Raw genomic sequence first — 22,197 nt, 5'->3', positions numbered from 1 at the left:
GGACGTCGAGACCTGAGCGAGTGCCGAAACGAAATGGCAGCGGAAAACCTGAGAGCGGTGGATCGTCTTCACGAGTTGGCGGTTTTTCCAGCCGACCGCCTCAGCCCCGCGCGCGCGAGCATGAAACTCGCGCGCCCATCGATGAAGATTCGGGCTTCCAGGGCGAACGCGAGTACGCCGTCGCGTTATCGCTGCACGACGTGCCGAACCTCGGCCAGCTGCTGCCGGCGTTGCTCGCCCTGCCGCTCCAGCATCCAGCCGGGGTACTCCGCCGGCAGTGCGCTGACTTCGGCCAGCTTCGCGAGCTCATCGGCGGATAGCGCGACGTTGGTCGCCGCGATGTTGTCGTCGAGCTGCTCGATTTTCTTCGCGCCGACGATCACCGTGCTGACGACACGCTGATGCAGCAGCCACGCCAGCGCGATCTGCGCGACCGAGACGTTTTTCGCTGCAGCGATTTCGCGCATCACGTCGATGCAATCATACGCGCGCTCGCGATCGACAGGCGGAAAATCGAAGTTCGTGCGACGGCTGCCCGCCTCGGCCTGCTGCTCGCGTCCGTATTTGCCGCTCAGCAAACCGCCCGCGAGCGGACTCCACACCATCAGGCCGAGGCCTTCGCTTCGCAGCATCGGCACGAGTTCGCGTTCGAGATCGCGGCCCGCGAGCGTGTAATACGCCTGCAGCGTTTCGAAGCGCGCGGTGCCGAGCCGCTCGGCGATGCCGAGCGCCTTCGCGATCTGCCACGCGGCCCAGTTCGACACGCCGACGTAGCGCACGTGGCCGTGCTGCACGAGCGTATCGAGCGCGCGCACGGTTTCTTCGATCGGCGTGGCCGGATCGAAACCGTGGATCTGATACAGGTCGACGTGATCGAGTTGCAGACGCTTCAGGCTCGCCTTGATGCCGTCGAGGATGTGATAGCGCGACGCGCCGCGCGCGTTTGCGAACTCGCCGGTCTGGCCGAACACCTTGGTCGCGATCACGACCTTGTCGCGCGGTACTTGCAGATTCTTCAGCGCCTGGCCGGTGATCTGCTCGGACAGGCCGCCCGCGTAAACGTCGGCGGTGTCGATGAAATTGATGCCCGCGTCGAGCGCCCGGCCGACCAGCCGCTCCGCGTCGTTCTGCTGCAGATCGCCGATCTGCCGCCAGATGCCTTCGCCACCGCCGAAGGTCATCGTGCCCAAACACAACTCTGAAACAAACACACCGGTACGGCCCAACTGGTTATATCGCATGTCGACGCTCCATCGTGGGTGCAGGAAGAGTCGTCAAGCGTACTGGAATTGGCGGAGGTTGGTAGGAGTGGCACACACGCCGCAAAAGACTACGAATTCCAGCAGCGGCGCGAAGCCCGATGCGCCGCGCACGAGCCGCGAAAACCTGCGAGACTGGCGGCTATTGCGCCGTCAGCGTGGAATGACCCACAACCGCCAAAACGGTCGACATTGCCCGGTACCGACTGGATATCCCCCGCGCCGCCCTCATCTGCACAAGCATGACTTCGGCAAAGACTTCCGCCGCACTCGACGCGGCGCCCCGCTCCCGCAAGGCCCGCGCCACCGCGAGCGCGGCGCGCGCCGCCGCGCCAGCCTTGCCGCCAGCCCAGCAGGCGCTCGACGGTTTTCACCCAGCCGTCGCCAACTGGTTCCAGCAAACCTTCGCCGCCCCGACCGACGCACAAGCCGCCGCGTGGCCGCAGATCCGTAGCGGCCGCTCGACGCTGGTCGCCGCGCCGACGGGCTCCGGCAAGACGCTGACCGCATTCCTGTCCGCGCTGAACGACCTGGTCTCGCAAGGCCTCGCGAACGGCGGCACCCTGCCCGACGAAACGCTGGTCGTCTACGTGTCGCCGTTGAAGGCGCTTTCGAACGACATCCGCCTGAATCTGCAACTGCCGCTGCAAGGCATCGCCGCCGAACTCGACAGGCTCGGCCTGCCGCCGCTCGACATTCGCACCGCGGTGCGCACCGGCGACACCACGCAGCAGGAACGCAATGCGTTGAAAAAGCGCGCGCCGCACATTCTCGTGACGACGCCCGAGTCGCTGTACGTGCTGCTCGGCTCGGATTCTGGCCGCCGCATGCTGGCGACGGTGCGCACGGTGATCGTCGATGAGATTCATGCGCTCGCCGGCAGCAAGCGCGGCAGTCATCTCGCGCTGAGCCTCGAACGGCTCGACGCGCTCTGCGCCCGGCGCCTGCCGCGCATCGGGCTGTCGGCGACGCAAAAGCCGGTCAGCGCGGTCGCGCGGTTTCTGGTCGGCGGCGCGAGCCTCGAGAGCGACGTACCGGCCGGGTGCGCGGTGATCGACGTCGGCCACGTCCGCGCGCGCGACCTCGCGCTCGAGATCCCGCCGGTGCCGCTCGAAGCGGTGATGGCCAACGAAGTGTGGGAGCGCGTCTACGACCGGCTCGCCGAGCTGGTCGCGCAGCATCGCACCACGCTGATCTTCGTCAACACGCGCCGGATGGCCGAGCGCGCCGCGCGTCATCTGACCGAGCGGCTCGGCAAGGACGCGGTCGCTGCGCATCACGGCAGTCTCGCGAAAGAACATCGTTTCGACGCCGAACAGCGCCTGAAACGCGGCGAGCTGCGCGTGCTGATCGCGACCGCTTCGCTCGAACTCGGCATCGATATCGGCGACGTCGACCTCGTCTGCCAGATGGGTTCGCCACGCGCGATCGCGCCGTTCCTGCAACGCGTCGGCCGCTCGGGCCACCACGTCGGCGGCATGCCGAAGGGGCGGCTCTTTCCCGCCTCGCGCGACGACCTGCTCGAATGCGCGGCGCTGCTCGATTGCGTGCGGCGTGGCGAACTCGATGCGCTACGCATCCCGCGCGCGCCGCTCGACGTGCTCGCGCAACAGATCGTCGCGGAAGTGTCGAGCGCCGAGTGGAGCGAGGATGCGCTGTTCGACATGCTGCGGCGCGCAGCGCCGTACGCGGATCTGTCGCGCGAGCAATACGACGCGGTGCTGCGCATGCTCGCCGAGGGCTACACGAGCCGCCACGGTCCGCGTGCCGCGTACGTGCATCGCGATGCGGTAAGCGGCACGCTGCGCGGCCGGCGCGGCGGCAAGCTGGTCGCCGTGACGTCGGGCGGCACGATCCCCGAAAACGCCGATTACGCCGTCGTGCTCGAACCGCAGGCGATCAATATCGGCACCGTCAACGAGGACTTCGCGGTCGAAAGCCTCGCCGGCGATGTGTTCCAGCTCGGCAACGCGTCGTATCGGATTCTGCGAATCGAGAGTGGCCGGGTGCGGGTCGAGGACGCACAAGGGCAACCGCCGAACATTCCGTTCTGGCTCGGCGAGGCGCCGGGGCGCAGCGACGAGCTGTCTTTCGCGGTCACGAGATTGCGGGAGCAGGTCGAGCGTTTGCTGACGGAGGGCGAACCGGCGTCACACGCGGTTGCGGCGGTGCCAATCGCCGCGGCGCAATTCGAAGCAGCCGCAACGCCCGCGAAATCCGCGGCAAAGAGAGGACGCAAAGCGAAAGCTGCCGTGGCGCAGAGCGCGACGCAGACCACAACGGCGTCCGCAACCGCCGCAGCCACGTTGCCCGCGAGCGAAGCCGAACCCACGACCGCGCGCCTCGACCACGCCATCGCCTGGCTCGCCGACGAGCTCGCGCTCGACGAGCCCGCCGCGCGCCAGATCGTCGAATACCTGGCGCGTGCCCGCGCCGCGCTCGGCGTACTGCCGACGCAGAGCACGCTGGTGATGGAGCGCTTCTTCGACGAATCGGGCGGCACCCAGCTCGTGATCCACTCGCCGTTCGGCAGCCGCGTGAACCGCGCGTGGGGGCTCGCGCTGCGCAAGCGCTTCTGCCGCAGCTTCAACTTCGAGTTGCAGGCCGCCGCCACCGAAGACGCGATCGTGCTGTCGCTGACCGGCAGCCACTCGTTCGTGCTCGACGAGGTCTGGCGCTATCTGCACTCGAACAGCGCCGAACGTCTGCTGATCCAGGCACTGCTCGACGCGCCGTTGTTCGGCGTGCGCTGGCGCTGGAACGCGACGACCGCGCTCTGCCTGCCGCGCTACACGGGCGGCCGCAAGACCGCGCCGCAACTGCAGCGCATGCGCAGCGAGGATCTGCTCGCGAGCGTGTTTCCCGAGCAGGCCGCGTGTCTGGAGAACGTCGTCGGCGAACGCGAGGTGCCGCGCCACCCCTTAGTCGACCAAACCATCGACGACTGTCTGCACGACGCGATGGACAGCGAACGCTGGCTCGCGCTGCTGCGCCGCATCGAGCGCGGCGAGTTGCGGCTCGTCGCGCGTGATCTGCCGGCACCGTCACCGCTCGCCGCCGAAATCCTGACCGCGAAGCCCTACGCGTATCTCGACGACGCGCCGATCGAGGAGCGCCGCACCCAGGCGGTGCTGAACCGCCGCTGGACGGACCCTGAAAGCGTCGACGATCTTGGCGCGCTCGACGCCGCCGCGATCGACAGCGTGCGCGACGAGGCGTGGCCGCAGGCGCGCAACGCCGACGAAATGCACGAAGCGCTGACGGGCCTCGCGTGCATCACCGGGGCCGAGGCGCTCGCGCACGAGGATTGGCCGACGCTGCTTGCGGCGTTGGCGAAAGCCGGCCGGGCGACGCGCTTGCCGCTGGCCGCGCAAGCCAACGCGAGCACGGGCAACGACAACGCCAGCGCCAGCGACAGCGACAGCGCACTGTGGCTGCCCGCCGAACGCCTGACCTGTTTCGAAGCGCTGTACCCCGGCATCGCGCGCAATCGCTACATGCCGCCGCTGAGCGCCCCGAAGGGCTACACCGAGAGCTGGAGCGCCGACGACGCGCTCGTCGACGTGTTGCGCGCGCGGCTGACCGGCTTCGGCCCGCTGACGGTCGAGGCGATCGCGCGCCCGCTCGGTTTGCCGACCGACCGGATCGAACAGGCGCTGATCCGGCTCGAAGCCGAAGGCTATCTGTTGCGCGGCCGCTTCACGCCGCACACGAGCGACGAGGAATGGTGCGAACGACACCTGCTCGCACGCATCCACCGCTACACGGTGAGGCGGCTGCGGCGTGAGATCGAGCCGGTCGAGCGGCACGACTTCATGCGCTTCCTGTTCGAATGGCAGCATCTGACGCCGACGACTCAGCATCTGACGCCGACGACTCAGCATCTGACGCCGACGACACAGCATCTGACGCCGACGGCTCAGCATCTGACGCCGACGGCTCAGCATCTGGCGCCGACGTCGCGCGCCGAAGGCCGCGACGCGCTCGCCGCCGCGCTCGACCAGCTCGAAGGCTTCCAGGCTGCGGCCGGCGCGTGGGAGGAAGACATCCTGCCCGCGCGCGTGCGTGCCTACACCAGCAGTTCGCTCGATGAGCTATGCCGCGCCGGCAAGATCGTCTGGACCCGCCTGACCGAGCGGGCGCGCGGCGCCGCCGGTCCGGTCCGCGGCACGCCGATCGTGCTGCTGCCGCGCGTCCAGCTGCGTGCGTGGCGCGCGCTGCTCGATCCGGCGCGCCAGGTCGAGTTGTCGGCGCTCGCGCAAAGCGTGCACGACACCCTCGCGCAACACGGCGCGATGTTCTTCGACGAACTGCTCGCCGAGGTGCGCGTGCTGCGCATGGAGCTCGAAAACGCGCTCGGCGAGCTGGTCGCGGCCGGCCTCGCGAACTCCGACAGCTTCGCGGGCTTGCGCGCGTTGCTGAAGCCGGTCGCCAAGCGCAACGCATTTTCCAGCAGCCGGCGCGCGCGAGCGAGCGCGCTGATCGGCGGCATGGACGACGCGGGGCGTTGGGCGCTCGTGAGCCGTCCGCCCGCCGTTGCGCCGGAAAATCCCCCCGAACGGCGGCGCCAGTTGCCGCCCGAGGCGCTCGAACACGTCGCAATGACGTTGCTGCGCCGCTACGGTGTCGTGTTCTGGCGCGTGCTCGAACGCGAGGCCGAATGGCTTCCGCCGTGGCGCGATCTGCTGCGCGTTCTGCAGCGGCTCGAGGCGCGCGGCGTGATCCGCGGCGGGCGGTTCGTCAACGGACTCGCGGGCGAGCAGTTCGCGCTGCCCGAGGCGATTGCGCTGCTGCGCGAGGTGCGCCGGCAGCCGAACGACGGTGCACTTATTTGCGTTGCTGGGACCGATCCGCTGAATCTCGTCGGCACGCTGCTGGTCGGCGGCAAGGTGCCGGCCGTGACCGGAAACCGCGTGCTGTATCGCGACGGCGTGGTGGCGGCCACGCTGGTGGCCGGCAAGTTCCGGTTCGACGCGGCGCTCGACGCCAACCCGCCCGAACGCGAACGCGCCCGCGCGCTGCTGGCGCGCCGCCTCTAGCAACGTCATCGTGGCGTCGTTCTGGCGGGTAATAATCGCGCCGCGCGCGGCCGCGCCGGCCCATACTCATGCTTAGCAAAACGTTAATGATTCTTCGCTCGAATTGTCACGCTTAGATACAATGAGGCAGTTTCACTTTAGTATGAGGAAGACTGTCTGCCGCCGCCCGCCTTGCTACGGACCGCCGGCACACTCCGGGGATTTCATGAGCGACCAGCTACACGACCAGGTGCTTCACGCGCGGTTCGGCACGAGCAGCCCTTGCTGGCGCCTGGCGGCCGCCAGCGACACGCTGGAACTCGTGCCTGCGCACGGCCACGCGGCTGTCGGCGTCGCCATTTCCCTCACCTCTTCTCAAGCTTCCCAGGTCCGCGCGCTGAGCGGCGTGACCTCCCACGTCGTCGTCGACGTTCAGTTGGACGCCGCGCCGCTGCGGCTGCATCTGGTCGGCAAGAAACTCGATTGTCATGGCTGGGGCGGCACCGCGTCGGCCGATGGCGACACCGAATCCGTCGCGCGAGCGCTGCTGCACGGTCTGTCGTTCGCTGAACAGGTCGTCTCGGAGGTCAATTCGGTCGTCGTGATCGTTGACCGGAACGGCCGGATACAGCGCTTCAACCGGCTCGCCGAGGAGCTGACCGGGCTCAGCGAAGAGGACATCATCGGCCGCAGCGTCTGGACGTTGTTCATGTCGTCCGACGACGACCGGGTCTCGAACGAGGTCAGCGCGAATTTTTTCAATCGTGGCGAACCGTACGAGATCGAACGGCGCATTAAAACGGTGCACGGCGAACGGCTGTTCCTGTTTCGCAACAAATTCGTGCGCAGCGGCAGCGGCATCGAAGAGCAGTTCCTGATCTGCTCGGGTACCGACATCACCGAGCAACGGCTCGCGCAGGACCGCCTGATCGAGCAGGCCACCACCGACCCGCTCACTGGCCTCGCCAATCGCAACGCGATCCAGGAGCGCATCCAGATCGCGATCGAACTGGCGGCGCCGGGCGAAACCGTCGGCGTCCTGTTTCTCGATCTCGACAACTTCAAGAAGGTCAACGATCACTACGGCCACGTGTTCGGCGACCGCCTCATCTGCGACGTGTCGGACGCGATCCGCGACTGCCTGAATCCGGGCGACTCGCTCGCGCGTCTGGGCGGCGACGAATTCATCGTGCTCGCGGCGAAGGGCTTCGCGCATGAACTGGAAAACACCGCGCAGCGCATTCTCGATCGTATGCGCATGCCGTTCGCTGTCGGGCTCGTCGAGGTCTATACCGGCTGCTCGATCGGCATCGCGCGTTCGCCCGAGCATGGCGAAACCCTCGAATCGCTGATCCGTTCGGCCGATACGGCGATGTACGTCGCGAAGGACGAAGGCAAGCGCACGCATCGCGTGTTCTCGCCGGACATGAATCGCCGCGTCGCGGAGTTCATGTGGCTCGACACGAATCTGCGCCGCGGACTCGACGAAGGCCAGTTGGCGCTGCACTATCAGCCGAAGCTGAACCTCGCGACGGGCGCCGTGCAAGGCGCCGAAGCGCTGGTGCGCTGGAATTCGCCGGAGCGCGGCCAGATCATGCCGGCGGAATTCATCCGTTATGCCGAGGAATCCGGACTGATCGGCGTGCTCGGCCGCTGGGTGATGGAAACCGCAGCGAAACAGGCGGCCCGCTGGAAAGCGGCCGGCTATGACCTGCGCGTCGCGATCAACGTGTCGGCGCGACAGCTCACGGATACAGCCGTGGTCCGCCATTTCACCGAGGCATTGCAGCACGCGAGTCTCGATCCATGCCTCGTCGATCTCGAACTGACCGAAAGCTGCCTGATCGAAAACGAAGCGGCCGCGATCGAGCTGATCAAGCAGTTCCGCCAACTCGGCGCGCAGGTGCATCTCGACGACTTCGGCACCGGCTACTCGTCGCTGTCGCAACTCGGCCGTATTCCGCTCGACGTGATCAAGCTCGACCGCAGCTTCACGCGCTCGATCCACGCGGATATGAAGGCACAGGCGCTGGTGCGCTCGATGGTCGCCGTCGCGCAGGAGCTCGATTTCCAGGTGGTCGCCGAAGGGATCGAAACCGAGGCGGAAGAAGCCTTCATGAAGGGGCTCGGCGTCGATTACGTGCAGGGCTTCCTGTACGCGAGGCCGATGCCCGCCACCGAGTTCGAGCGCTGGCTGCTCGATAGGCGCAAGCTCAGGCTGATCGCCTGAGCCCTGCTGTCGCGCGCTTCAGCCGAGGCGCGCGGACCAACCACCCACTTCGTCTTCATTCATCCCGACGACGCGCGCCGCGCAGTGGATTTGCGTCCACGTGGCCGCGTCGATCGGAATGCCCGCGGCCTCGCGCTGCGCGCGCGTCACGCGCTCGGGCTCGCCGGGTTCGTAGATGCGCTCCGCGCCCGCCGCGAGCGGCGACGCCTTCACCCACGCGAGGAACGCATCGACTTCGGCTTGCGCATCGGGCGCGTCGAATGCGGTGGGATCGATGATCACCGATAGCATGCAGTTGATGATCGCGTGCGTGGTAGCGAGCGTGTCCGCATGCGTCGTGAAGCCGCCCGACAGCGCACCGCCGAAAATCTCGCAGATCGCCGCGAGCCCGAAACCCTTGTAGCCGCCGAACGGCGTCAGCGCGCCGAACGGCGCTTCGTGCATGACTTTCGGTTCGAGCGTCGGCATGCCTTCGTGATCGATCAGCGCGCCGGGTGGTGTGTGCTTGCCCTGGTTATAAGCGACGCGCGTCTTGCCGAACGCGATCGTGCTGGTCGCGAAGTCGAGCACCAGCGGCGGTTTGCCGGGCCGCGGATAAGCGGCGCAGAACGGATTCGTGCCGATGCGCCGGTCCGCGCCGCCGAATGGCGCGACGAGCGGATCGCCCGCCACGTTGACGAAGTGAAACGACACCAGCCCGGCGCGCGCGCACTGCTCGGCCCAATGCCCGATGCGGCCGATATGATGCGCGCCGCGCAAGCCCACCGCGCAGACGCCGAGCCGCCGCGCGCGCTCGATGCCCCGCTCCATCGCCTCGAACGCGATCACCTGACCGAAGCCCTTGCCGCCTTCGACGGTCAGTACCGCGCCCGCGTCCTTCACGACGTCGGCGTGTCGATTCAGTTGCAGTTGCTGGTCGCCGAGCGATTCGACATAGCGCGGGATCATGCCGACGCCGTGTGAGTCGTGCCCGGTCAGATTCGCGGCCACCAGGTGATCGGCCACCAGCTCCGCTTCGCGCGGCGTACTGCCCGCTCGCTCCCAGATCGCTCTGACGTAGCCATGCAGTTGATCGGCCGGAATCCGGGGCGTGGTGGTTCGGGCAGTCTGGGAGTCGGTCATTCAGCGTGTCGGTGAGGTTCGAACGGAAGGAATGAAACGGCGGGCAAAACAGCTGTATCAAAGCAGCATCGATAAACAGCGGGCCCGGGTCACGCCCGAGCCCCACTCAAACGAAACCAGAACTCACGGCGCCGCGGCAATCACTTCGGCAACCGCGGCCGTCAGCTTCTTGCCGTACGGCACGTGCAGGAACTCGTTCGGCCCATGCGCGTTCGACTTCGGCCCGAGCACGCCGCACACCATGAACTGCGACTTCGGGAAGCCCGCCTTCAGCACGTTCATCAACGGGATCGTGCCGCCGAGACCCATGTAGGCCGCGTCGGCGCCGAAGTGCTGACGCGACGCATCGTTGAGCGCGGTGGCGAGCCACGGCGCGACCTCCGGTGCGTTCCAGCCGCTCGCCGCGCCCGCATCCGGCTTGAACGTGACCTTCGCGTTGTACGGCGGATCGAATTCGAGCAGTGCCTTTAGTTCGGCGACCGCCTTCTCCGCTTCGATGGTCGGCGGCAGCCGCAGCGACAGCTTGAACGCCGTGCGCGGACGCAGCACGTTGCCGGCGTCGGCGAGCGCGGGCAAGCCAGCCGCGCCCGTCACCGACAGCGACGGACGCCACGTCGAATTGAGCAGCGCCTCGCGCGGATCGGTCGTGGTGGGCAGCACCTGACGGCCGTCCTGGCCGCACGCCCACGGCATCTTCTTCCAGACCTCATCGCCGAGAATCTTTGCGGCGGCCTCCGCTTCGCGCAGACGAGCGGCCGGCACCGTGCAGTGGAAGCCCTTCGGCAGCAGCGTGCCGTTGGCGGAGTCTTCGAGACGGTCGAACAGTTGCCGCATGATGCGGAAGCTCGACGGCACGATGCCGCCGTAGACGCCCGAGTGAATCCCTTCGTCTAGCACCTGCACTTCGAGATCGCCGCCGACGAGGCCGCGCAGCGACGTGGTCAGCCACAGCTGATCGTAATTGCCCGCGCCCGAATCGAGACACACGACCAGCCCGACGTTGCCGAGCCGCTCGCGCAGCGCGTCGACGTAGGGCAGCAGATCGTAGCTGCCCGACTCCTCGCAGGTTTCGATCAGCCCGACGCAGCGCGGACGCTCGACACCCTGTGCATCGAGCGCGGCGAGCGCCGTCAGGCTCGCATAGATCGCGTAGCCGTCGTCCGCGCCGCCGCGGCCGTAGAGCTTGCCGTCTTCGAACTTCGGCGTCCACGGACCGAGGTCGTTGCGCCAGCCATCGAACTCGGGCTGCTTGTCGAGGTGGCCATAGAGCACGACGGTTTCGTCGCTGCCCGAGCGCGTCGCGGCCGTCTCGAAGAAGATCACCGGCGTGCGGCCCGGCAGGCGGATCACCTCGAGCTTCAGGCCGCGCACCGGTTGCTGCTCGGCCCATTGTGCCGCGTCGGTGATCACGCGCTCCAGATAACCGTGTTTCGCCCAGTCGGGATCGAACGCCGGACTCTTGGCCGGCACCGCGATGTAGTCCGTCAGCGCGGGCACGATCTCGTCGTTCCACTTGCGCTCGACGAATTCTCGTAGCGTGTCCGGGTTGAGTTGAGCCTGCTGGGTCGTGTCGTCGGTGATCATGATCGGGTCCGTGAAGTACTGTTCGGTCGAAACGATCATGATAGTCCCGATGCGTGTCGGGCTGAACCCCTTGCGGTGATTGGGGTGGAGACTGGAACGCGCAGGTGCGAGGCGCGCGGCCGCCATTCGCGCGACAATCGCTACATGCATCGTGCATCAGGGAGCTTGTATGGGTGGCAACGTGGCCGTTCAGGCCATCGGCGCGGCGTTCGCGCTGGCGCTGTATTTTCTGCCGGCGATCATCGCGGACCGGCGCAAGCGCCGCGACGTGCTGACGCTCGCGCTCTTCAATGCCTGCCTCGGCTGGACCGTGCTCGGCTGGCTGCTCGCGCTGTATTGGGCGCTACAGCCGAATCCGGCGGAGAGCCTCGCGCGGGACGTCGTGGCGACACGCAAGGTGTCGACCTTGCGCGCGTTTTCGTCGGCGCTGACGCTGCGCGTGCGGCGACGCCAAGCCGCGCGCGACCGGCCCGAGCGCTGAAACGATTCGGGCGGCTCGAGCAATACGAGCAGCAAACGAACTACAGGAAACCGATTGATTGACGTGCACGGGCGTCAGTCAGGGGCGTCAGTCAGGCCGCGCGCCCGATGCGACTCCACTGTACCGAGCCCGCCGGAATGGAGCGCGGCTCCGCACGCACGGCTTGCGCGGCAAAGCTTTCGTGGCGCAGTTCGCCGTGTTCGTCGAACCACTCGCAGATCACCCAGTCGCCGGGATTCAGCGCGACCGGACCTGCGTACGTCACGGTCATGCGCGGGCCCCCTTCTTTTAACTTGACGACGTCGCCCACATTGAAGGCGGCGGCGGATGTTGTCTGGAATGCGTCAATGGTAGCGGTCAGCATATTGGGTCCCCCTATCTTGAGCGTTTATTAAGTTGAGCCCGGCTTTATCGACTCCGACCTGTTGAACGTACACTCTAAAGTTAAGACAGATTAACAATCGAATTTAAACGCGGCAAGCGCTTTTTTATTGATACCGTTTTCACTAGACCCGGAGTCCATGCTCGCTGGCTAAAGTTCTCGGCATTACCGAAAAACAATCATCGCGACACCTTGCGGCTAACCCTATGTGCGCTACCGCACAAACGCAACACTTACTGTAGGCCGTTTGCAGGCCGGTAGAAAATGCGAGGTCGATTTCGTCTGATTACAAAAAGCTGATGCGATGTCGTCGAGCCGTTAATCGGAATGAGCCAGTTTGATCTAAATCAGAATTACCTGTGAACGAGTAGATCGCCGGTAAATACGATGCAGTTGGTTATACCGCTTCGTTCAAATTGAACGATTTTTTTCAGCAAGCTAACAAATGAAAACGATTACCAGCGGATTAATTTCAAACTGCCGGGGCCACCGAGCGCCGCACGCCTTGCTGATGACGTACCAGCAGCACGCTCAGGCCGATACACACGAACATCAGCACGGCATTGATAGCGAGGCTCAGCTGGAACGCGTGCGCATAAGAGGCGGGTGCCGAACGGCCGCCGAGCGCCCCGAAGAACGCGCCGCTGATCGCCGCGGTGCCGAACGCGGAGCCGATCTGCAACGTCGACGAGACCACACCCGATGCAAGCCCGGCCTTCTCGGGCACCACCTCCTGCAGCACGATGCGCATGATCGACGGCAACAGCAGACCATGTCCGACGCCCGCGCACACTAGCCCGCAGTAGAACAGCAGATCGGGCGTCGCGGATTGGGTCGCGGACCAGCCGGTCGCCGTGAAGCCCAGCGTCATCATCGAGAAACCAAGCGTCAGCACATGGGCGCCGATGCGCTTGACCACGGCCGGCGACGTCAACGGCCCGATCACGAAGCCGAGCGCGAACGGCATGATCGCGATGCCCGACGCGAGCGGCGTCCAGTGCAGGCCGGTTTGCAGAAAGATGCCGTAGGTCAGGAAGAACGCGCTATTGCAATAGAACAGGAACGCGAGCACGAGACCGAGCGCGAACGCGCAATTGCGGAACAGTTGCAGATCGACGAGCGGATGGCCGCCAGCGCGCTCGACGCGCCGCTCGGTCGCGACGAACAGCGCGAACACCGGCACCGCGAGTGCGAACATGGCGAAGGTCCACGCGGGCCAGCCCGCTTCACGGCCATGCGTCATCGGATAGATGACGAGCAGCAACACCGCCGACAGCAGCGCGACGCCCTTCAGATCGACGCCGGTACGCGTGGCCGGCTGGTTCTCCGGCACGAACTTCCATGTGCCGATGAACGCCGCGATGCCGATCGGGATGTTGATCAGGAAGATCACGCGCCAGTCGAGCCCGAACGGGTGATACGTGATCAGCGCGCCGCCGCCGAGTTGCCCGACGATCGACGACAAGCCGAACACGAAGCCATACAGACTCATCACGCGCGTCTGCTGATGCAACGGCACGACCGCACGAATCGTCGCGAGCACTTGCGGCGCCATCACCGCGGCCGCGATGCCTTGCACGATGCGCGAGATCACGAGCATGTGGCCGCTCGTCGCGAAGCCGCACAACGCCGACGCGATCACGAAAGCCGCCATGCCCGTCATGAACATGCGACGGCGGCCGAACAGATCGCCAAGGCGGCCCCCCGTGATCAGCAGCACCGCGTAGGCGGACGCATAAGCCGACACGACGAGTTGCAGTTGCGCGTCGCTCGCGTTGAGGCCCGTGTGAATCGACGGCAGCGCCAGATTGACGATGAAGTAATCGAGCGGCGCGAGAAAGGCGCCGACGAACAGCACGGCGAGCGCGAGCGCCTGGCGCTGAAAGCCGGGCGCCGACGCTTTGGCGGCGACAGCCATGCCGGCCATCGCCGGGCCGGGACCGCTCACGGCTGCGCTCGCCGCGCAGCTGACGGACCCACCGAATGCCGCCGAAGCGGACTTGATTGCCTCACGTTTCATGACCGATCGTTCAAAAATTGGTTAAAAAATTTTTGCGCCACTGCTCGCGGACGAGGCGTTACACCAGCGCGCGCATCGCCACATCGACGATACCGATCAGCGCATCTTGCTGATGCGCGACCCGCCCCATGACCCGCAAGCCCTGCATCACGCATAGCAGGAAATCGCCGACGGCTTTTTCGTCGAGCGTCGAATCGAATGCGCCGCTCGCCTGACCGCGGATCACCGCCGCCGCGAGCAAAGTCGCCATGCGGCGCTGAATCGTGGCGACGCGCGCGCGCAGCACTTCGTCATCGGGCTGCATTTCGAGCGTCGTATTCGTAATGAAACAGCTGCGCCGGCCGCTCAATGCGCAGGACACCCTCGCGTAGTGGAGCAGCGCGTCGCGCAGCGCCTGCTCCGGCTCGGCCGTCGCGCTCAGTCGCTGCGCAAGCCGCGCGACCGCGCCTTCCGAGTAATGATCCAGCGCGGCGAGCATGATGCCGTGCTTGTCTCCGAATACGCCGTACAGGCTGCCGCGCAGCAGACCGGTGGCCTTGCACAGATCGTCGATCGACGTCGCGTGGTAGCCGTGATCCCAGAACACCTGGCTCGCGTTCGCCAGCACGGTGGCCGTGTCGAACTCGCGCGGACGGCCGCGCTGACATGTTTCGCCAGCTTTTTTCGCGGCTTGCTTTGAATGACTCAATTGCGATGACCTTGTTGCCTGGTTGCGTCGGTCCGTTGATATTATGACTGTATGTTCAATAAATCAAGGATGGCATTCCGTAGGCCTACTCGCGTCGGGGTCATCCGTTCATACGACAACCGGCATCAAAAAACCGGCGGCGGACTTGGCCCGTCGCCGGCTTCGTTGCGCGCTCACAGTGACAGCGGGGCTCAGGTCTCGAGCTTCGCATCCATCGTAATCGTCGCATTCAGCACCTTCGACACGGGGCACCCGGCCTTCGCGTCCGCGGTGGCTTTGTCGAACGCGGCCTTGTCTCCGCCCGGAATCTTCACGGTCACGTCGAGATGCACCGCGGTGATCGCGAAGCCGCCGCCGTCCTTGTCGAGCGTGACGGTGGCCGTGGTGCCGATGCGCTCCGGCGTGATGTTGGCCTTGCCCAGCTCCGCCGACAACGCCATCGAGAAACATCCCGCATGCGCAGCCGCGATCAGCTCTTCCGGATTCGTGCCGATGCCGTCCGCGAAGCGCGTCGCGAACGAGTACTGGGTGTCCTTCAGGACGCCGCTGTCGCTAGAAATCGAGCCCTTGCCGTCCTGCAGGCCGCCTTGCCAGACTGCCGATGCCTTGCGCTTCATTGCTCTCTCCTGTTTGTGCCTTGCCGCGCACGCTGCTCGACCAAAGATGATGCCCGCCGCGGCGGTCCGCCCGGATGTGTCCGCGCCTGGGCATCGGTCGCAGGTGCCGCGCGGCTTGCAGGCGCGGGCGTGGACCGGATTTCATCATAGGCGCTTCCGCGTCCCGGCGCGGAAAAGCGCCTTTTTCACTATCTCAAAACTGGCAATAATATTTCGCCAGAAAGCCGCTTTTTTACTGACCTCGTAAGAAATAGACTGCGTTCAACGGATCGGGAAAGCGGTTCACACCGATCCACCACACAATCAATTGGAGGTCGTCATGAAATCGCTTCTTTCCGCAGTCGTCGTCGCATCCGCTCTTATCGTTCCGGCACTGTCGTTCGCCCAGCAGACAAACGGTCCGGTCACGCGCGCTCAGGTGCGCGCCGAACTCGTAGCCGCGCAAAAAGCAGGCCTCCTGAACCAGAACGACGTCACCTATCCGAAGACCGTGCCCCAGGACTCGACGATCGTCACCGCTTCGGCGCAAGGTTCGCAAGACGTCGGCGGCGCGAAGGCCAGTTCGTCGGACGCGGGCGCGCCGGCGACGGTGCAGCAACGTCTCTTTTCGACGTATCGCGGTAACTGAGCGTGATAACTGAGCGCGCAAGTCGTTAATGCAGCGCGCAGTAAAAAGCCCCGGTTGCGAAGTTCGGCAACCGGGGCTTTTCGTTGGCGCGCGCGGCGCTGCTGCGCAGCCGCTCGTTGGCAAAAGCGCTATTCGGGAAACGGCAGGCTTTGCTGCCCCACTGCGCGCATGTCGAACACGTTCAGCGTCATCGCGACCAGCGCGTAGTAGCCGAGCAGGCCGACCAGGTTGATCACGACCTGATGCCCGAAACGCCCGACCGCCTGCGCATACGTCGCGGCCGTCACGCGCTTCGTCTCGTACAGTTCGCTCGCGAAGTCGTAGATCAGCGCGTCGTCGGCATCGGCGAACTCGGGGCGGCGCCCCTGGCGGATCGCCTCGGCGTCCGCTTCGCCGACGCCCGCCTGCAGCGCGATCGGATAGTGGATGTACCACTCCGCCTGGGCCTGCCAGCGCGAAGCGGTCACCAGAATCGCGAGTTCCGACAGCCGCAGCGGCAGCCCGGTCTGGTAGCGGCAAAACGCGCCGAGGCGTTGCGCGTGCTGCGCGAGATCGGGGCTGTGAATCCAGCCGAGGAACGGCCCATTCAGGTTGCCGCGCGGGCCGGACAGGATTTCGTCGAGCACCGCCTTCTGTTCGGGCGTGGCAGTGGACATGTCGAAGTGAGGCAAGCGCTCGGTCATCATCGTTCTCGCAAAAGGCGGTGGGTCGAATCTCAGCGGGCGGCGAGCGACGCGCCGATCGCATCGCTGAGGCGGCTGACGATCTCGTCGATGTCGCGCTCCGTGCAGATGAACGGCGGCGCGAGCAGCACGTGGTCGCCGCTCTTGCCGTCGACGGTCCCGCCCATCGGATACACCATCAGGCCGCGCGCGAACGCTTCGCGTTTGATCGTCGCGTGCAGTTTCAGTTTGGCGTCGAACGGCTCTTTGGTAACGCGATCCTTGACGAGTTCGACGCCGACGAACAAGCCGCGCCCGCGCACGTCGCCGATATGCGCATGTTGCGCATAGTGCTCGCGCAGCCGGCCGCGCAACTGCTCGCCGCGCGCCTGCACGTTCGCCAGCAGATCGTCTTCCGCGATCACCCGCTGCACTTCGAGCGCGGCCGCGCACGCGGTCGCATGGCCGATATAGGTATGGCCATGCTGGAAGAAGCCGGAGCCGCCGACGATGGTCTGATAGATGCGGTCGCTGACCAGCGTCGCGCCGATCGCCTGATAACCCGCGCCAAGGCCCTTGGCGATCGTCAGCATATCGGGCGCCACCCCGTCTTCGTCGCAGGCGTACAGATAGCCGGTGCGACCCATGCCCGACATGATCTCGTCGAGAATCAGCAGCACGCCGTAGCGGTCGCACACCGCGCGGATCTTGCGGAAGTATTCGCGCACCGGCGGCACCGCGCCCGCCGTGGCGCCGACCACCGTTTCCGCGACGAACGCCGCGACCGTGTCCGCACCGAGCGCGAGAATCTTCTGCTCGAGTTCATCGGCGAGACGCTGAGCGAACGCTTCTTCGGTTTCGTCCGCGCGCTGCTCGCGATATGCGTAGCACGGGCTCACGTGATGCGCTTCGATCAGGATCGGCAGGAACGGCTCGCGGCGCCATGCATTGCCGCCGATCGCGAGTGCGCCGAGGGTGTTGCCGTGATAGCTCTGCCGACGCGCGATGAAATGGCGCCGCTGTGTCTCGCCCTTCTCGACGAAATACTGACGCGCGAGCTTGAGCGCCGCCTCGATCGCCTCCGAGCCACCCGACACGAAGTACACGTGCTCGAGTCCGGCCGGCGCGCTCGCGACGAGCCGGTCGGCCAGTTGCTCAGCCGGCTCCGTCGTGAAGAACGACGTGTGCGCGTACGGCAACCGTTGGGCTTGCCGCTTGATCGCGTCGATCACGCGCTGGTTGCTGTGACCGAGGCACGACACGGCTGCGCCGCCCGACGCGTCGATATAACGCTTGCCCGTGGAGTCGATGATTTCGATGCCGTCGCCCGCGACGGCCACCGGCAAGGATTGCTTCGGAGAGCGATGAAAAACGGTGGACATGATGTTCAGTTCCTGGTAAGGGCGGCGGGCGCTGAAACGCGGGCCGGTTCGGGCGTCGCGCACGCGACGAAAGTGTCGAACGCGCATTGCTTCTGGCGATACGCTTTCATCGACACACCAGCGTTGCCGATTTCGAACAGCGCGGTGGCGAGAGTGTTTTCGTCGTCGGGATCGTAAGGATCGTCGCGATAGATCGGCAAGCCCGCCGGCGCGCGATCGTGCAGTACGTCGAGCAGGGCCGCCGGTTGCAGCGGGCCGGCCGCGGCGAGGCGATTTCGCCAAGCCGGTAGCCGATGTCGTACGGCTCGCCGCTGACCTGAAAAAACACTGAATTCCTGCATCGACGCCACGGGTCGCACCATATTCAACAATCGGTACGTATTTATACGCCAATACAACATTTGTTGTCAAATACCTTGAACGGCATCGAATGGAGCGCGGCGTGCCTCACGCAATCGCTCAAGGCACGTACGCGCCCTTCGCATGCAACGATTGTTCGGCGAGCGCAAGCTGCTCGAGCGCATCCGCGCCTTCGAGCGCGAGCAAATGCGCGACCAGCGCTTCGGCGATCGCGGTGGCGGCCACCAGCGACGGAAAGAACGATGGGCTTTCGTGCGAGAAGATCAGTACCTTGTCGGCGTTCAACGCGATCGGCGACACGGCGCTGTCGGTGAGGGCGATCAGTTTGCTGCCTTTTTCGAGCGCGGCCTCGGCGACGCGCGCGGCTTCGACCGAATACGGCGCGAAGCTGATGACGATGGTCGCGCTGTCGCGCTCGATCGTGCGCAGTTGCATTTCGAGCGTGCCGGCCTCGCCGTTGAGCAGCGACACCGACGGACGAAACAGCCGGTAGCCATAGACGAGACCGAACGCCACCGCGTAACACGAGCGGAAGCCCGCCACGTGCACGTGCGACGCACGCCGCAACACGCGCGCGGCCTCGACGATCACGCGGCCGCTATGCGCGGCGGTCGTTTCGAGATTGTGCTGCTGCGCGACGAGAAGATCGTTCGCGAGCGCATCTTTCGATTTGACCATCGAGCGCGCCCGGCTCGTCAACGGCTCGGGCCGCGTGCGCACGCGCGCGACGAACAGATCGCGCAATTCGTTCCAGCCGGGAAACCCCAGTTGCTGCGACAGCCGCACCAGCGACGCGGGCTGCACCTGCGCGCGCTCGGCCACCTTGCGCATCGACGACACCGCGACCTCGTCGGGATGATCGAGCAAAAAGCCCGCTCCCATCTGGAACTGCGGGCTCAGTTCGGGAAAGCGCGCCCGGATCAGGGCGACGAGCTGATCGAAGCTGTCTGGCATGGGGAGGTGGTCGGCGCCGGAGTGAGAGATGACAACAAATGTTACCACCGGGCAGGCGCGTTTCAACGGCGCGAAGATGCTCGGTTCACCAGCGCTTCCCGATGCGCGTCGACGAAGTCCGCCATGCTGTCGAAGCGGAAGTCGATGTCAGGCTGCGAGCCCGGGTTCATCGTCGCGCCAAAGCCCGGCTGCGAATGACGGCGGTAAATCCAGCACGATGCCAGGCCGAACTCGTTTGCGGGCTTGTGGTCATGGAAGAGGCTTTCTGCCGTGTGAAGGATTTTTTCCTTCTTGATGCCGCGCTGATCGAGCTTCTGAAGCATGTACTCGAAGTTGCGCGGCGACGGCTTGTAGGACCCGACGTCCTCCGCTGTGATGATGGCGTCGAACTCAACCTGCAGCCTGGCGTTGCTGAAGGTGAAACTTTCGTTGTCGATGTTCGACAGGATGACCAGCTTGTAGTGCTTCTTCAGATATTGCAGCGCGACCGCGGAATCGGCGAATGCCGGCCAGTTTCTGATCGACTGGCCGTACGCCACGCATTCTTCGTGTGTATAGGGCAGGCCCCACTCTTCAGCCATGCGCTTATATACGATGGGAAGCAGTTCCTGATAGCGCTTCGCAGGGGTAAAGTTCTGCTGCGACGACTCGTGGCGAGCGTGCGCTTCGAGAACCTCGTCACGCGTGAGCGGTGTCCTGGCTCGCTCCAGCAGAGGCCTCAGGCCTTCAAGGATGCCACTCTCCCAGTCGATCAAGGTGCCGTAGCAGTCAAAAGTCAGTGTATCGAAATCGGTCACGGGTCCTCCTGTCGGATGGCGTGCTCAAAGGTTGAACCCATGCCGAAGCGCAGCTAATCTGGTCAAACACGGGTCCAATACCTGGAGACTATATGCGCCACCCTACGGGCAGTGACGTTCAATCGAATAACCCCCAACGCACACATGAAAATCACTCGCACTATTTCGACAGTCGAGGTCCATACCGGCGGCGAAGCGTTCCGTATCGTGACGAGCGGGCTTCCTCGTCTTCCCGGTGACACCATCGTCAAGCGTCGAGCGTGGCTGAAGGAGAACGCCGACGAAATTCGTACCGCGCTGATGTTCGAACCGCGTGGTCATGCTGACATGTACGGCGGATACCTGACCGAACCCGTTAGTCCCACGGCAGACTTCGGAATCATCTTCGTCCACAACGAGGGTTATAGCGACCACTGCGGACACGGCGTTATCGCGCTGTCTACCGCGGCGGTCGAGTTGGGCTGGGTTCAGCGCCAGATTCCCGAGACGCGAATCGGCATCGACGCTCCATGTGGCTTCATCGAGGCGTTCGTGCAATGGGATGGTGAACACGCCGGCAACGTACGCTTCGTCAACGTTCCGTCGTTCGTCTGGAAACGGGATGTCACGGTCGAGACGCCGTCGTTTGGCACGGTAAAGGGTGACATCGCCTTCGGTGGTGCCTTCTACTTCTATACGGACGGAGCGCCGCACGGTCTCGCAGTCCGGGAGTCTTCTGTCGAGGAACTGATCAAGTTTGGCGCCGAGGTCAAAAAAGCTGCAAACGACGCGTACCCGGTTGAGCATCCCGATATCCCGGAAATCAACCACATCTACGGGACCATCATTGCCAACGCACCACGGCACGAAGGCTCGACGCAAGCCAACTGTTGCGTGTTCGCCGACCGCGAAGTGGACCGTTCGCCCACCGGCTCAGGGACGGGCGGACGCGTCGCGCAACTCTATCTGCGCGGCGAACTGGCGAGCAACGAGACGCTCGTCAATGAGTCCATCATCGGCACGGTCTTCAAGGGGCGTGTACTCAGTGAGACGACCGTCGGCGACTTCAAGGCCGTCGTCCCCGAGGTCCAGGGCAACGCATACGTTTGCGGTTTCGCAACCTGGATCGTGGACGAGCGTGACCCGCTGACTTACGGTTTCCTCGTCCGATAATCGGTTCCTTGCAGTCGCTTTTAGCGCGAAACGCCGTGACAGGCATTCCGCGTTGTTTGATTGGCGAATCGAGCGGCCCGACCGGTAGGTCAAAGCGCGGCTTCGTGCGCGAGGCCAGCGCGTTGGCATCACCTCATCGCCCGTTCTTACCTTGCGTCTTCTTTGCGGTCGCTCTGCTTCGGTTCCGAAGCGCGAAGAACACACCGGCTCCGAGCGCGACGAGCAGAACCACGATCAGGCCGCCACTGATGTCGCTCATGCCGGTCATGCCACGAGATTCGCTCTGGCTGGGCGCCGCCGAGGCAGCCACGGGCGCGGAAGCCTCCGCCGCGACGGGCTGCGGAAGCGCCACACCGGCGGCACTCCCTTGACGCACCAGAGAAGCCTCCGATGTCGGCGAGGCCTGGGACACCTGAGATGCATCAGACGCGGATACGGCTGGAGGCGCTTCGGGATTGGGACCGACAGGTGCCATCGCCGCTTCCGAGGTCGTCACAACAGGCGCGGCCGGCTGAGGCGCGGCCGGCTGAGGAGCGACGTCGACGGACCGGGCCATCGCCTTCCACTGCGCGAACACGCCATCCACGCAGTGCACATCGATACAGGCGTTTCGCGCCTGCCGCCACTTCGCCAGTTGCGCGGACGAGAGTTTCCCGCTGCTCAGAAGAGCCTGTTGCTGCGCGAAGATGTCGTCGTACTCGTTGTTCAGGATCGCGTGATCGCAAATGACGCGCTCAGCGGGTTGCTGCGAGGTTGCACACTGAATGTCGTTCGCCGATGCCGCGGTCGAACCCAACGCCGCCATGGATAGCAGCAATACTCCGAATCGTCGTGCCAGGTGCACCCGTCCTCCCAGAATGT

At 65.2% G+C, this 22,197-nt stretch carries 18 protein-coding genes; 5 read left to right on the top strand and 13 right to left on the bottom strand.

Features of this window, described 5'->3' with window-relative positions:
- Positions 1–185: 185 nt before the first annotated feature.
- Positions 186–1,241, bottom strand: a complete 1,056-nt coding sequence (locus OKW27_RS13695) for an aldo/keto reductase (protein WP_429333790.1) — start codon at positions 1,239–1,241, stop codon at positions 186–188.
- Between the two features lie 260 nt (positions 1,242–1,501).
- On the opposite strand from OKW27_RS13695, the gene OKW27_RS13690 reads away from it, so the two are divergent.
- Together OKW27_RS13690 and pdeR are read left to right on the top strand one after the other, a co-directional pair.
- Positions 1,502–6,298, top strand: coding sequence for a DEAD/DEAH box helicase (locus OKW27_RS13690; protein ID WP_429333789.1), 4,797 nt, complete (start codon positions 1,502–1,504; stop codon positions 6,296–6,298).
- 205 nt (positions 6,299–6,503) lie between these two features.
- The gene (gene pdeR, locus OKW27_RS13685) at positions 6,504–8,507 is read left to right on the top strand and encodes a cyclic di-GMP phosphodiesterase (protein WP_429333788.1); all 2,004 of its coding nucleotides are present in this window, start codon (positions 6,504–6,506) and stop codon (positions 8,505–8,507) included.
- A gap of 18 nt (positions 8,508–8,525) precedes the next feature.
- Here pdeR and OKW27_RS13680 read toward each other — a convergent pair whose 3' ends face one another.
- Positions 8,526–9,629, bottom strand: coding sequence for a malate/lactate/ureidoglycolate dehydrogenase (locus tag OKW27_RS13680; protein WP_429333787.1), 1,104 nt, complete (start codon positions 9,627–9,629; stop codon positions 8,526–8,528).
- Positions 9,630–9,752: 123 nt separating this feature from the next.
- Positions 9,753–11,213, bottom strand: a complete 1,461-nt coding sequence (locus OKW27_RS13675; RefSeq protein ID WP_429334593.1) for a M20 family metallopeptidase — start codon at positions 11,211–11,213, stop codon at positions 9,753–9,755.
- Between the two features lie 169 nt (positions 11,214–11,382).
- Here OKW27_RS13675 and OKW27_RS13670 point away from each other — a divergent pair, with 169 nt between their 5' ends.
- Complete coding sequence (locus tag OKW27_RS13670) at positions 11,383–11,694, top strand: superinfection immunity protein (RefSeq protein WP_090809710.1); 312 nt, start codon at positions 11,383–11,385, stop codon at positions 11,692–11,694.
- Positions 11,695–11,785: 91 nt separating this feature from the next.
- Here OKW27_RS13670 and OKW27_RS13665 read toward each other — a convergent pair whose 3' ends face one another.
- The 4 genes from OKW27_RS13665 to OKW27_RS13650 form a co-directional block, all read right to left on the bottom strand.
- Complete coding sequence (locus OKW27_RS13665) at positions 11,786–12,058, bottom strand: YodC family protein (protein WP_090809708.1); 273 nt, start codon at positions 12,056–12,058, stop codon at positions 11,786–11,788.
- 490 nt (positions 12,059–12,548) lie between these two features.
- Positions 12,549–14,096 (bottom strand): MFS transporter, encoded by a 1,548-nt coding sequence (locus OKW27_RS13660; RefSeq protein ID WP_429333786.1) that lies wholly within the window; start codon positions 14,094–14,096, stop codon positions 12,549–12,551.
- A 58-nt stretch (positions 14,097–14,154) separates the two neighbouring features.
- Positions 14,155–14,784 carry a TetR/AcrR family transcriptional regulator gene (locus OKW27_RS13655; protein ID WP_187610801.1) on the bottom strand — a complete coding sequence of 210 codons (630 nt, stop codon included), beginning with the start codon at positions 14,782–14,784 and terminating at the stop codon, positions 14,155–14,157.
- A gap of 191 nt (positions 14,785–14,975) precedes the next feature.
- On the bottom strand, positions 14,976–15,401 hold the full coding sequence (locus tag OKW27_RS13650) for an OsmC family protein (RefSeq protein ID WP_429333785.1): 426 nt from the start codon (positions 15,399–15,401) through the stop codon (positions 14,976–14,978).
- A gap of 319 nt (positions 15,402–15,720) precedes the next feature.
- On the opposite strand from OKW27_RS13650, the gene OKW27_RS13645 reads away from it, so the two are divergent.
- Positions 15,721–16,029 (top strand): DUF4148 domain-containing protein, encoded by a 309-nt coding sequence (locus OKW27_RS13645; protein ID WP_429333784.1) that lies wholly within the window; start codon positions 15,721–15,723, stop codon positions 16,027–16,029.
- 128 nt (positions 16,030–16,157) lie between these two features.
- Here OKW27_RS13645 and OKW27_RS13640 read toward each other — a convergent pair whose 3' ends face one another.
- The 5 genes from OKW27_RS13640 to OKW27_RS13620 form a co-directional block, all read right to left on the bottom strand.
- Positions 16,158–16,712, bottom strand: coding sequence for a carboxymuconolactone decarboxylase family protein (locus OKW27_RS13640; protein ID WP_184059908.1), 555 nt, complete (start codon positions 16,710–16,712; stop codon positions 16,158–16,160).
- 32 nt (positions 16,713–16,744) lie between these two features.
- Positions 16,745–18,073, bottom strand: coding sequence for an aspartate aminotransferase family protein (locus tag OKW27_RS13635; RefSeq protein WP_184059906.1), 1,329 nt, complete (start codon positions 18,071–18,073; stop codon positions 16,745–16,747).
- A 5-nt stretch (positions 18,074–18,078) separates the two neighbouring features.
- Positions 18,079–18,435, bottom strand: a complete 357-nt coding sequence (locus OKW27_RS13630; protein WP_425199378.1) for a hypothetical protein — start codon at positions 18,433–18,435, stop codon at positions 18,079–18,081.
- Between the two features lie 97 nt (positions 18,436–18,532).
- Positions 18,533–19,387, bottom strand: a complete 855-nt coding sequence (locus OKW27_RS13625; RefSeq protein ID WP_090809694.1) for a MurR/RpiR family transcriptional regulator — start codon at positions 19,385–19,387, stop codon at positions 18,533–18,535.
- Between the two features lie 62 nt (positions 19,388–19,449).
- The gene (locus tag OKW27_RS13620; protein ID WP_429333783.1) at positions 19,450–20,184 is read right to left on the bottom strand and encodes a haloacid dehalogenase type II; all 735 of its coding nucleotides are present in this window, start codon (positions 20,182–20,184) and stop codon (positions 19,450–19,452) included.
- Positions 20,185–20,328: 144 nt separating this feature from the next.
- Here OKW27_RS13620 and lhpH point away from each other — a divergent pair, with 144 nt between their 5' ends.
- Positions 20,329–21,336 (top strand): trans-3-hydroxy-L-proline dehydratase, encoded by a 1,008-nt coding sequence (gene lhpH, locus OKW27_RS13615; RefSeq protein ID WP_429333782.1) that lies wholly within the window; start codon positions 20,329–20,331, stop codon positions 21,334–21,336.
- 133 nt (positions 21,337–21,469) lie between these two features.
- Here lhpH and OKW27_RS13610 read toward each other — a convergent pair whose 3' ends face one another.
- Positions 21,470–22,141, bottom strand: a complete 672-nt coding sequence (locus OKW27_RS13610; protein WP_429333781.1) for a hypothetical protein — start codon at positions 22,139–22,141, stop codon at positions 21,470–21,472.
- Positions 22,142–22,197 lie beyond the last annotated feature (56 nt).

Origin of the sequence: Paraburkholderia sp. 35.1 (assembly GCF_050436525.1) — a bacterium.
Classification (GTDB): Bacteria; Pseudomonadota; Gammaproteobacteria; order Burkholderiales; family Burkholderiaceae; genus Paraburkholderia; species Paraburkholderia tuberum.
This window is presented reverse-complemented; position numbering and strand designations above follow the sequence as displayed.